The following is a 12,145-nucleotide window of genomic DNA, read 5'->3' on the forward strand; positions in this document are numbered from 1 at the left end:
AGGCAGCTTTGTTCTCGCCACTTCCCACACCCTCACTGATAACTGATAACTGTTTACTGATAACTGATAGAGGATTTCACCTCTAAAAAATAGCGTCGATACAATTCATAGCCGGGTACTACTTTATCTCCCGATTGTTTGAGTAGCCCCATACTGCTGAGTTTGTAAGCGAGAATTGGGTCTAATTGTACGGGTTCCATGGCGCTCATCACCCGATCGAGGGCTTTTGCTAGTTCAGGCTGTTGTTCTAATACCGCCCAATGGCGCCGCAGGTGATGGGCATAAATCCCCGTGACAGAGGCGGCACTGGTTAATATTTGCGTCATGGTTATTTCCTCCCGACTGAGATAGTAGAGGGCAGTTTGTACCAAAGCTGGGTGTCCTCCCACTAGCTCCATCAATTGTTGGACTTTTTCCTGATTTTCCCAGGTGAGTTGATAACGTTGGGCTAATTGCAATACCTCCTCAAGACTGAAATGACTTAGCTGTGCGGGGAATCCCACGTTAAAGGGGGATTGATTGAGCTGCAGGGGAACATAAATTTCTGTGGAATGGACGACGATAAGACGGAGTTTTTGCCAGATAGGTAGGGTTTTGGCTTCTTCGTACCAAGAACGCAGCAGCGGTAAAAAATCCTTGGCCACTTGGGGATGTTCAAAAATCTGATTAAGTTCATCAAGGGCGAGGACAATGGGGGCGGTAATCGATTCCAGGAGATAGTCTTGAATGTAAACCGTACAGCTAATCTTGCTGCCTAAATCCTCATCCCAATACTCATCTAATTGCGGTTTTAACTGTAGTTGACGGGCGGCATTGGCACACAACCAGCGCAAAAATTGGTTTAAATCAGCCAAAATCGCCTGGTCCACCTGTTCTAAGTTCAAACTCACCGTGCGGTAGCCTTGCTGTTTGGCAAAATCGAGCATTCTCAAAAGTAGGGAAGTTTTGCCCATTTCTTTCGGGGCTTTTATCCGCACTAAAGCCCCCGGTTTCTTGATTTCCTGCCTTATCTGTTCTTCGAGGGGAAGACGTTCTAAATAAAATGGGGAACCAAGGGGAACTGCCCCATTGGGATAGGGGGGCAATGTGTCCAATTTTTCGCTCTTGGATGGAGAATTAACCAGAATTTTGTCTTGAGGGGGTGCTGTTAGCTGAACATTCAGGGCGGCGATTTCTTGCCAGTCGAGGCATAATCGACGACAAATTTGTGCAAAAGTGGCTTGTTCTACCGGTTTACCGGTCAGGAAGTTACTGACAATAGCCAGACTAAATTCAGCTTCTTGGGCTAAGGAGCGTTGACTGCTAAAGCCCTGCTTTTTCACGGCTAATTTAACTTGATTGAGGCAGTGTTGTTGTACTCTTAGATAGCCCGATATGGAATCTCTCATAAGAAGTGGGGTGTAGGGTGTGGGGTGTAGGGTATGGGGTGTGGGGTGTAGGGTGTGGGGTGTGGGGAGTTTTCTCAGTGAACTGATAACTGATAACTGATAACTGATAACTGATAACTGATAACTGATAACTGACTTCTAACCCAATGGTAGATGTTGGATTTTTGCAGGAGTTGTATTTTTAAAAAAAGATAAGCAAAAATTATATATTGACTCCAAAAACTTGAGAATATTTAAATTAACATTCCGCAATATTTACAAATTCTTAAGAATTAATTGAGAAAGATTTTTATTTAACAACGATTTTACAATGGTTACAGCGATTTGATAGAATTTCATAATGGGTTTTTCTGTACTTTTTTGAGCAGCAATGGCTAAAACCCTTGCCACACCTACAAGGTGATCCTAATTAAGACTGGTAAATCAGTCAATTTCACCGACAACGATGATCTTTTTTTTGTGTAGTTTTATTGCAAAAAAAAAGTTTTTTTGACAAAAAGCACAAAGTATGATAAGTACCCAACCTATTTCTGGCTGCCAGTAGTTATTGCAGAGTGGGAGTTGGGAAGTATTTTCAGTTATCAGTAAACAGTAAACAGTAATCAGTAATCAGTGAAAAGAAAACGGGAGCATCTCATTTATGCAAGTGAGTAATTAGGGCTGGCTGAATAAATCTAAAAACCTTGCTGGATAAGACTTTTAGACTTTTTTGAAATCCAAAAGTACCAGATATGGGAGTGATCAGGGGGAAATTCAGGGACTTTTTCCCTGAAAATTAGGTAATTTACCCCCTCAAAATCTGTAAAACCCCACACCCCGCACCCTACACCCTACACCCTGCCCCTAGGAAAAACTTTTTCAGCAGACCCTAATTATACTTGTCCCTAAAACTGGTTTCTAGCAAGGCTTTCAAAATAGCTTGACATAAAACCTGATTTAGGGGTTACAAAGGTGAGATGCTCCCAAAGAAAACTCAACTCTGATAACTGATAACTGATAACTGATAACTGATAACTGATAACTGATAACTGATAACTGATTTTAACGGGATAATTTAGTCAACAATGCCAAGAATTTTCGACTATTAGGAGTCAGGAGAGTTCGACGATAGGCATCGGCGGCCTTTTTAATCGCTTCCGCTTGGGTGGGATAGGGATGAATAACAGTAGAGAGTTTACTCAGTCCGATTTTAGCCACCATAGCGGTGGTAATTTGAGAAATCATCTCACCGGCGTGGGCGGCGACGATAGTGGCTCCTAAAATTTGGTCGGAACCTTGTTTGTGAATAATTTTTAAAAAACCTGCTGTTTCGCCATCAGCGATAGCTCGATCGACTATACTCAAAGGAATTTTAATAGTATTAGTGGCCAATCCCTGGGCTTGTGCTTGGGTTTCATCCATGCCCAGATGGGCGATTTCTGGGTCGGTATAAGTGACCCAAGGCATAACTAAATTACTGAGCTTATTGCGTCCGAAACCGAAGGGAGAAAAGAGGGTATTTTTAATCACAATACGGGCGGCTGCATCGGCAGCATGGGTAAATTTCCAATCCATACAGATATCACCAGCCGCATAAATTTTCGGGTTAGTAGTTTGCAGATAATCATTAACTTTGACTCCCCGACGGGTATCGTATTCCACGGCCACCGCTTCTAAATTTAATCCTGACAGATTAGGCTCCCGACCAGCAGCGACTAAAATCTCGTCAACGGCGATAGTTGCTCCTTGACCGTTGCTTGTATATTCAATGGTTTTACCCCGTTCATTTTTTCTCACCCGTTCAATTTGGCAGGAGAGAATTAACTGCATTCCTTCCCGCAGGAAAGTATGCTCAATAATTGCGGATGCTTCTCGGTCTTCTTTATTCAAAAGATGGGAATGATTATGAAATAAAATCACCTGCGTGCCTAACCGTTGAAAAGCTTGGGCTAATTCACAACCAATCGGCCCGCCACCGATAATAGCTAATCGGGGAGGTAATTCTGTTAGGGAAAAAATTGTTTCATTGGTATAAAATCCCACTTCTTTTAGTCCGGGGATATCGGGATGAATGGCCCTAGTACCAGTGGCAATGATGGCTTTTTTATAATCGAGGGTTTTTCCCGCCACTGCCACGGCATTTTGTCCTAAAAAACGAGCGCTACCCAAGAAGACATCGATACCTAGTTTTTGGAAACGTTGCACCGAATCATGATGGCTAATATCGGCGCGAATTTGCCGCATTCTGGTCATGACTCTGGCAAAATCTACCCTAGTATCCCCAATATCAATTCCTAATTTTTTGGCTTTCTCAATTTCCCCGATAATTCTAGAGGAACGAATCAGACATTTAGAAGGAATACAACCGAAATTGAGGCAATCTCCCCCCATTAAGTGTTTTTCCACTAAAGCCACTTTCAAACCTATATCTAAACCCGCCGCCCCCGCCGCCACGACTAAACCCGCAGTACCCGCACCAATGACGACTAAATCATAACAATCTTGGGGTTGTGGATTGACCCAATCGGCAGGATGAACATAATTAATTAATTTTTGATTATGTTCGTCCATGGGGAGAACATTAACTTCCCTAGAGCTATTTTCAAACATATTAGACCTCTTGTAAAAATCAAAAATTGTTGTTAGGGTTAGGAGTCAGTAGCCAGTAGTCAGTAGTCAGGAGAATTAAGAATGAATAATAATCAGTTAAATGGTCTATTTACAGATATTATGCAATTTAATTCTTATTTTTGCCGTTTTTGAACCCTGAAAAATTAATTATGCAAGAGGTTTATTAAAGCAGTTATCTTAATGGTGAGATACGAAGTTTTCGTTTTGGGTAGCCGGTCGCCGGTCGCCGGTCGCCGGTCGTCAGGAGATTATTTTTATTTGTTCTCCCCACACCCTACACCCCACACCCCACACCCCACACCCCATTCCCCCACTTCCCACTTCCCCAACCCCTGGCTGATAACTGATGACTATTCATTGATAACTGATGCCAGGGCCTGACGGGCAATTTTTGTGACGTAGAGGGTGACAGCAACGGTAGCGATAAAACCGCTCAGGCGAATAGTCCATTGTAAAACTGGGTTAGTGGCTGGTGCCGAGGTCCCGATAGTGGCAAGATTGCCCGCTAAAGAGCCAATATAGACATACATTATCGTCCCCGGAATCATGCCCGCGGAACCTAGTAGATAATCTTTCAGGGAAACCCCGGTGACACCATAGGCATAATTGAGCAGATTAAAGGGAAATATGGGAGATAAACGGGTTAAAAGCACTATTTTTAAGCCTTCTCTCCCCACAGCTTCATCGATAGCTTGAAATTTACTATTACCTTGAATTTTTTCCGCCACCCAACCCCTAGCCAGATAACGTCCCACCAGAAAAGCGGCAGTAGCGCCGATAGTTGCCCCGATAAAGACGTAAAAAGAGCCTAAAACCAGGCCAAAAACCACACCAGCCCCTAAAGTCAGGATTGAACCTGGGAAAAAGGCCACAGTAGCTAGAATATAGATAATTATAAACGCGATCGCTCCTACGGCTCCCAAACTATCCACCCAAGTTAAGGCATGGAAAAGAATAGTTTGAGGATTAAAACTGGTGGAGGGACTGGATTCGAGGGCAAAAGCGGGGGGAGTAGTCAGGAAAAAAACAAGGCTAAATGTAGTTAATAACAGTAAATGCCTGATAATCACAGTTTTTCCTAAGGGCAAAAACTTGGAAATAATCATAAAAAGTCCCTATAAGGAATGAAAAAAGAGAGATTGAACTATAAAAGCGAATTAAATAGAACTGGGGGCTATTCTACCCCGATTATCATTGTTTAGACCAGAAAGTCAATCCTGAAAATTCCCAGAAAATCCCTCTCTCTCCCGGAAGATAAGACAAGCAACAGCCCGGTAATTTTTGCTGTTTACTTGATAAGCTAAGACGCATCTTAACCGCCTATCCTTAGATTAGCTGAATCTCCCCCCCCCTTGCCTCTTGCAAGAGTGCCTCATCTCAATAAGCAATTTAAATGCGCGGGCAGCTTATTACACCTTGCCGTCTCTGGGGAAAAAATGTCAGAATTAGAAATAATTAGCATTGGATATAGCAATTAATCTATGAAAATCATCCCCAAGGTCAAAGCCCCCACCTTCGTGCAAATGGCACAATGGATCATTAATCCCGTAGCTTTTATGGAAAATGCCGCCCGCAAGCATGGCGATATTTTTAGCACAAAAGTGGGTTTAACTGTAGGTAATTTTATCTTTGTCAGTAGTCCTTCGGCCCTACAACAAATTTTAACTAATGACCGTAAACAATTCTCGGCACCGGGGGAAGCCAATCGGATTATTGCCCCGATTATTGGTGATTATTCCGTCTTCATGTTAGACGGAGACATCCACAAAAAACGCCGTCAGCTTTTATTGCCACCTTTTCACGGGGAAAGAATGCGTTTCTACGGCGATTTAATCCGCGATATTACCCTGAGAGTAATGGCAGAATTGCCCCAAAATCAACCTTTTAAAGCCCGTTCAGCGACCACAGCGATTGCTTTACAAGTAATTATGGAGGCAGTTTTTGGAATTAGTCAAGGGGAACGTTATCAAACCCTGAAAAAAATTCTGGCTGAAATGCTCGATATTTTTAACTCTCCAGTGATGGCTTCTTTGCTATTTTTCCCAATTTTGCGGGCTGATTTGGGTGCTTGGAGTCCCTGGGGAAAATACCGGCGTTCCCAAGAAAAAATTGATGATATTATCTACACAGAAATTGCCGAAAGAAAAGCTAATCCTAACCCCAATCGCACCGATATTTTATCACTACTGATGTCGGCCCAGGATGAAGAAGGCAACCCGATGAGCGATAAGGAATTGCGCGATGAATTAATGACCTTATTATTCGCAGGTCATGAAACCACAGCCACTGCTATGTCTTGGGCGCTCTACTGGACTCATCGCTATCCAGAAATTCAAGCAAAAATTCTCCAAGAAATAGCCACTTTAGGAGATAATCCTAACCCGATTGACATAACTAGATTACCCTATCTTTCGGCGGTTTGTTCGGAAACTTTACGCATTCATCCCGTGGGAATGTTAACTTTTCCGCGAGTAGTGGAAGAACCGGTAGAACTAGATGGTTATCCTTTAGAAAAAGGGACAATTCTTATGGGTTGTATTTATCTAGCTCACCACCGCGAGCAAACTTTCCCCGATTCCCATACTTTTAAACCAGAACGCTTTTTAGAAAAACAATTCACCCCCTACGAATATATGCCTTTTGGTGGTGGGGCGCGTCGTTGTATCGGGGAAGTTTTAGCTATCTACGAGATGAAAATCGCTATCGCCACAATTTTGGCCAATTATCAGTTAACTCTAGTTAATAATACCCCCGAAAAACCCAGTCGCCGCGGTGTCACCCTTGCTCCCTCGCGAGGAGTTCCCATGGTCTTAAAAGGACGACGGGAACCTCTGGTGACTGCCCCCATGCTCGCCGAAATTTCTTAAAAAAACTGACAAACTATTGTACAATCAGAGTTGTGGTATTTTCTATCATAACTCTGTTTTTTTGTCAATAAAATTGGGGATAATTATGGTCTTAATTCGTTTAGCTAAATCCTGGCAAATTTCCGAAAATGAAGTTACTTCCGAAAGTGTTTATTTTAACCGTCGTCGCTTTTTACAGGGGTTAATCGGGGCAGGAATTGCGGGGAGTTCCCTATTATTAACTGCTTGTGGTAAATCCTCCTCCTCGGAAGCTTTAGAAAAAAGTTTGCAATTACCTAAAATTGAAGGGTTCAGCAAAAATCCGCAGTTTTTAACGGTAAATCGCCCCATAGTTGCCGAAACTGTAGCGGGGAGATATAACAATTTTTATGAGTTCGGAGGGGGTAAAAATATCTGGTTAAAAGCGCAGAAATTACCAACGAATCCCTGGACGGTAGAAGTGGGAGGATTGGTGAAAAATCCCCAGACCTACGATATAGATACTATTAAAAAAACCTTTCCTCTCGAAGAAAGAATCTATCGTTTTCGTTGTGTGGAAGCTTGGTCAATGGTCTTACCTTGGCTGGGTTTTCCGATGAGTGCTTTAATCGCGGCAGTGGAACCAAAACCAGAAGCTAAATTCGTCCGTTTTACCTCCTTTTATGATCCCGAAATTACCAAAGGGCCAGGATTACATTTAGGAGCCTTACCCTGGCCCTATACAGAAGGTTTAAGAATTGAAGAAATGGCCAATGAATTAGCTTTCTTTGCTGTGGGAATTTTCGGGCATGATTTACCCAAACAACACGGCGCACCCTTGCGAATGGTTATTCCTTGGAAATACGGTTTTAAAGGGGCAAAATCAATAGTAAAAATTGAATTTACCGCCAAACAACCCGCCACCTACTGGAACACAATTGACGCTCACGAATACGATTTTGAGGCTAATGTTAACCCCAGTAAACCCCATCCTCGTTGGTCGCAAGCAACGGAGAAATTTATCGGCAGTAGAAGTGATTTATCTTGGGAAATTATCGAAACTCTGCCCTATAATGGCTACGGTGAATATGTGGCTAGTTTATATAGTTAATTTCTATGATTATCCCCATTTTATTTGGTTTAAGTGAGTATTTATGGACAATAAAACTCTGTACGAACAAGACTTTTATCTCTGGATTAGAACTACTATTAATCAACTGCAAGCCAGACAGTTTGAGCGGGTAGATTTAGAGAATTTACTGGAGGAATTAGCAAGTATGGGAAGGAGTGAAAAGCGCATAATTAAAAGTCTGTTAACCCGATTATTAGAACATTTACTTAAGCTCAAATATTGGACAGCAGAAAGAGAGAGAAACGAAGGTCACTGGAAGGGAGAGATTAGAACTTTTCGTCTCGATATATTAGATGAACTTAAAGATAGTCCTAGTCTGAAACCCTATCTTTTGGAAATTTTCGATGAATGTTATCTTTCAGCCCGAAAAAATGCCAGTGATCGCTCTCAATTACCCCTCGATACTTTTCCCGCTATACCCATTGGTTCCCTTGAACAAATTCTCGATGAAGATTGGTTTCCCAGTAATAACCATGAGTAATATCTAGAGGTCAATTATGGACAATAAAACCCTGTACGAAGAAGACTTTTATCTCTGGATTAGAACTACTATTAATCAACTGCAAGCGAGACAGTTTGAGCGGGTAGATTTAGAGAATTTACTGGAGGAATTAGCAAGTATGGGAAGGAGTGAAAAACGCAAAATCGAAAATCTTTTAATTCAATTGCTGGTACATTTGCTGAAACTAACTTACTGGACAGGAGAAAGAGCAAGAAATGAGGGTCACTGGAAAGGGGAAATTATCAACTTTCGCCGACAAATAATCAAAGAAGTTAAAGATAGCCCTAGTCTCAAACCTTATATTCTCGAAATCTTTGAGGAATGCTATCAATTTGCTAGAAAAGAGGCTCAAGTTAGAACTCAATTACCCCTCGATACTTTCCCCGCTATTCCCATTGGTTCCCTTGAACAAATTCTCGATCAAGATTGGTTTCCTACCGGCGATAATCTGGAAATATAGCCATCAGTTAGACTGCTCCATACTGCTGTAACAAAAAACAACTATCCCCCGATAGCGATCGCTAAAGGTCGAATAATTGTCAGTTTTTGTCAAGGGGTGCGGTCAGATCGAAGAATCATTGCTAGAATGAGCCTAATTGTCAGAAATTTAGTTAAACAAGGTTTTTGGCAATATGCTAATCTGGCTAACACGCTTTTGGGTGTGATATAGGGAAAAGTTCTGGCAATCGCGCCTAAATAGAGTGTTATACAGAAAGTTTCCGCATAATATGTAGTTAGGCAGATGCAATCCAATGTGTATCTTTTCTCACGACGTTCAACAGGTGTCCAACACGAAGATCTACGCTCGCCTGAATGGCGACCGTCAGCACTTAGTGTATGAGATGCGCCTAACGTCGGAATCCGACGTGGCGATGATCCTCCCGTTGCCAACTCAATTGCCGAGTACGGACCAAGTAAGTTTCGTAAACCTTTCTGGTTACGACGGCTTTTTTCGCGACATGGATCGATGCTTCCCGCAGCCGCTGGAAATGCGTAGCAAAGGCGTCGCTGTCGCGAGAGCGAGTCCTAGAAATCTCATGGTTCATCGAGTTGGCGCGTTTGACGCTTCGTTCGTACCCGCACTCGCGGATTTTCACAGACTTGATCTTCGATTTCGCCTTCCAGAGGATGTTTGGAAACAGCTGCCGCTTTACAGTGACTTTGGTTTTGCCGTCTTTCAGCTTCGATCTGGAGACATGCGGATCCATCCCATGGCATTGTCGTTTAGGACGCGGAATTCAACGGCCCTTTTCTTCCCGACTGCCCACGTCCATGATGGAAGCGTTCATCCCGTGGCGCAATTCGATCACTCCCTTTACGCACAGGCGGAGCGTCCCAATAACGTCGGAATCCGACGTGGCGATGATCCTCCCGTTGCCAACTCAATTGCCGAGTACGGACCAAGTAAGTTTCGTAAACCTTTCTGGTTACGACGGCTTTTTTCACGACATGGATCGATTTCTGAATGGGTGCACGGGTCAGTCCTGCCTTGCGACGTTATGAACTTCGGCAACTCTATCATGTCAGATAAGACGAAGGGTCTCGTTGATCCACTGACGCCTGTTGCCCGCTGCAAGTTGGCTGGCCCATTGCCAAACCGGGATACCTGGCTACCTGTGTAACCGCTGGCTAACCAACCGATCGTTGCAGCTGCCGATGCCGCGAGCGTCACTTTGCTCCTAGACATGGCAGTGCGATGCCGAAGGCACTGCGTAGCAGTACGCAATCGCCGTAGGGTGCGTTCCCTAATGTGGCTCCCACTGCTCCAGCGATCGATTTTGGGGAACGCACCATGCACATTAATTGAAGCTGTGGTCTAAATTTGATCGCCGATCTTGTAGTACGTGGCCTGGTGATGCTCACACAAATGATACTGAATTGCCAGATATTGGAGTTCACTACTGGCTAGATGCAGGAACGAGGCTGAAATACATTTTGAAAGTCTGGGTCGAGGATTAAAGAGCTTGCGAATTAGTAGTCAGGGTGGGCGTTTGCTCACCTTGCTTTTTCATGCGGTAATATGGAATGAGATGGTGAAAGACTGAGACTATAGCTATGACGCTCGCATCTAATGAACAAACCGCTATCATTCGTACAGAGCGAGGACTGACAATCGCAGGAACCCGCATCACCCTCTATGATGTGATGGATTATGTGACTGCTCAATATCCACCTAAGTTCATTCAGGGATTATTTGATCTGACGGAAGAGCAAATTAACGCTGCCCTGGCTTATATTGAGGCTCATCGTGCGGATGTGGAAGCTGAGTACCAGCAAGTTCTCAAAGAAGCTGAAGAACTCCGACAATATTATGAAGAGCAAAATCGTGAGCGAGTTGCCCGTATTGCTGCTAAGCCGCCAAAACCAGGCACAGAAGCCATTCTAGCAAAACTTCAAGCGGAAAAAGCCAAGTTGGCATCACGGGCATGAATTTTCTAGTTGATCATAACTTACGAGGGCATTCTCTTGTCCTCGCCGGTGGCCTTGCTGCGAGTGGTTGGCTTGACTTGATCTCGATTCTTTTTATTCTGTTTGAAGAAGTTGGGTTAGCTGTCACGAGCGATGATCGCGTTGTTTGGCGGTATGCCCAAGCCAATCAGATGATCCTGATCACCGCTAACCGAAGCATGAAAGGCAAAGATTCCCTGGAGCAAGTGATGCGGGAGGAAAATACCCCCACATCATTACCCGTCGTGACAATCGGTAATATTGAGCGACTACTTGCCGAGCCAGATTATCGCGATCGTTGCGTTAACCGTTTGGTTGATATTGTAGTTAATATTGAAGATTATCGAGGCGCAAGGCGAATATTCATTCCGTGACGCGGCGAATGCTAGGGCCTTTGAAGTCTATCTGTAGGGACACGGCATAACGGGGTCTTTATACTGAATCGGTTTTTAATAGCATGATTAACTGCCAATTCAACTTGAAAAACCCGCTCCCTTCTCCCCACTGCTGTAACAAAAAACAACTATCCCCCGATAGCGATCGCTAAAGGTCGAATAATTGTAAATTTTTGTCAAGGGGTGCGGTCAGATATAGGAATCATCGCTAGAATGAGCCTAATTGTCAGGAATTTAGTTAAACAAGGTTTTTGGCAATATGCTAATCTGACTAACAGGCTTTTGGGGGTGATATAGGGAAAAGTTCTGGCGATTGCTCTTAAATGGAGTGATATACCGAAAGTTGACCCATATCGTTACTATGGAGAGTGTTATGCAGAAAGTTTCCGTACAATATGTGGTTAGACTACTTAGTTTAAGGAGTTAGTAATGGCGATTGATCTTCGTGGAACGGACAAGGCAGATATAATCGAAAGATTTCTAGAGGACAGTGTTGCTCAAGGTAACGAGGGTGATGCAACAGTTGAACGACTGGAACTCAATGGCGTAGACCTTTCATTTCGTTTTCAAATTAAACACAAACAAGTTTTTAAGGAGAGAGTTTTAGGGCAAACCATTAAATTTACTGTTTACGATGTAACCACTCCTGTTGAGGGTCAAGTAAATGTCATAGCTCCAAATCCAGATGATGTCACGTTTGGCGTGGATCTAAGTACAGGACAAAAAATGTAAGGACTGGAGAAAAAGAGAAAAGTTAGGTAATGAAGGATTGAGAATAAGATGACGAAGGTGGTCTAAACCTAGCCGAAAGAGGCTTTTTGCTCGGCGACCATGTTTCTTGATAG

Annotated in this window: 11 protein-coding genes and 1 pseudogene; 7 read left to right on the forward strand and 5 right to left on the reverse strand. The window is 43.3% G+C overall.

Features of this window, described 5'->3' with window-relative positions; translation table 11 throughout:
* Window positions 1–53: 53 nt before the first annotated feature.
* The 3 genes from O9334_RS05210 to O9334_RS05220 all read right to left on the reverse strand — a co-directional run bounded on the left by O9334_RS05210 (window position 54) and on the right by O9334_RS05220 (window position 5,104).
* Window positions 54–1,388: an AAA-like domain-containing protein gene (locus tag O9334_RS05210; protein ID WP_287999627.1), complete on the reverse strand. Its 1,335-nt coding sequence runs from the start codon at window positions 1,386–1,388 to the stop codon at window positions 54–56.
* Between the two features lie 1,041 nt (window positions 1,389–2,429).
* Complete coding sequence (locus O9334_RS05215; protein WP_045357363.1) at window positions 2,430–3,977, reverse strand: mercuric reductase; 1,548 nt, start codon at window positions 3,975–3,977, stop codon at window positions 2,430–2,432.
* Window positions 3,978–4,348: 371 nt separating this feature from the next.
* Window positions 4,349–5,104 (reverse strand): TVP38/TMEM64 family protein, encoded by a 756-nt coding sequence (locus O9334_RS05220; protein WP_045357359.1) that lies wholly within the window; start codon window positions 5,102–5,104, stop codon window positions 4,349–4,351.
* Window positions 5,105–5,479: 375 nt separating this feature from the next.
* On the opposite strand from O9334_RS05220, the gene O9334_RS05225 reads away from it, so the two are divergent.
* From O9334_RS05225 to O9334_RS05240, 4 genes are all read left to right on the forward strand, one after another.
* A complete protein-coding gene (locus tag O9334_RS05225; RefSeq protein WP_287999628.1) occupies window positions 5,480–6,865 on the forward strand; it encodes a cytochrome P450 in 1,386 nt (461 codons plus the stop codon).
* Between the two features lie 85 nt (window positions 6,866–6,950).
* Window positions 6,951–7,934 (forward strand): protein-methionine-sulfoxide reductase catalytic subunit MsrP, encoded by a 984-nt coding sequence (msrP, locus tag O9334_RS05230; protein ID WP_190381542.1) that lies wholly within the window; start codon window positions 6,951–6,953, stop codon window positions 7,932–7,934.
* Between the two features lie 43 nt (window positions 7,935–7,977).
* Window positions 7,978–8,436 carry a DUF29 domain-containing protein gene (locus O9334_RS05235; protein WP_190381543.1) on the forward strand — a complete coding sequence of 153 codons (459 nt, stop codon included), beginning with the start codon at window positions 7,978–7,980 and terminating at the stop codon, window positions 8,434–8,436.
* Window positions 8,437–8,452: 16 nt separating this feature from the next.
* Window positions 8,453–8,917, forward strand: a complete 465-nt coding sequence (locus tag O9334_RS05240; protein ID WP_190381544.1) for a DUF29 domain-containing protein — start codon at window positions 8,453–8,455, stop codon at window positions 8,915–8,917.
* 575 nt (window positions 8,918–9,492) lie between these two features.
* On the opposite strand, the gene O9334_RS05245 is transcribed toward O9334_RS05240, so the two are convergent.
* Window positions 9,493–9,675 carry a hypothetical protein gene (locus O9334_RS05245; protein ID WP_002758344.1) on the reverse strand — a complete coding sequence of 61 codons (183 nt, stop codon included), beginning with the start codon at window positions 9,673–9,675 and terminating at the stop codon, window positions 9,493–9,495.
* 837 nt (window positions 9,676–10,512) lie between these two features.
* Between O9334_RS05245 and O9334_RS05250 the strand changes: the two genes are divergently transcribed.
* The 3 genes from O9334_RS05250 to O9334_RS05260 all read left to right on the forward strand — a co-directional run bounded on the left by O9334_RS05250 (window position 10,513) and on the right by O9334_RS05260 (window position 12,032).
* Window positions 10,513–10,887, forward strand: coding sequence for a DUF433 domain-containing protein (locus tag O9334_RS05250; RefSeq protein ID WP_287999629.1), 375 nt, complete (start codon window positions 10,513–10,515; stop codon window positions 10,885–10,887).
* Window positions 10,884–11,279 (forward strand): DUF5615 family PIN-like protein, encoded by a 396-nt coding sequence (locus tag O9334_RS05255; RefSeq protein WP_287999630.1) that lies wholly within the window; start codon window positions 10,884–10,886, stop codon window positions 11,277–11,279. The genes O9334_RS05250 and O9334_RS05255 overlap by 4 nt, the downstream gene beginning before the upstream one ends.
* A gap of 450 nt (window positions 11,280–11,729) precedes the next feature.
* Window positions 11,730–12,032: a hypothetical protein gene (locus tag O9334_RS05260; RefSeq protein WP_287999631.1), complete on the forward strand. Its 303-nt coding sequence runs from the start codon at window positions 11,730–11,732 to the stop codon at window positions 12,030–12,032.
* On the opposite strand, the pseudogene O9334_RS05265 reads toward O9334_RS05260, so the two are convergent.
* Window positions 12,009–12,145 (reverse strand): annotated as a pseudogene (locus O9334_RS05265) (IS4 family transposase); the annotation flags it as partial. The gene O9334_RS05260 and the pseudogene O9334_RS05265 sit on opposite strands and share 24 nt — an antisense overlap.

This window comes from Microcystis sp. LE19-8.1F (assembly GCF_027531715.1).
GTDB classification, from domain to species: Bacteria; Cyanobacteriota; Cyanobacteriia; order Cyanobacteriales; family Microcystaceae; genus Microcystis; species Microcystis wesenbergii_A.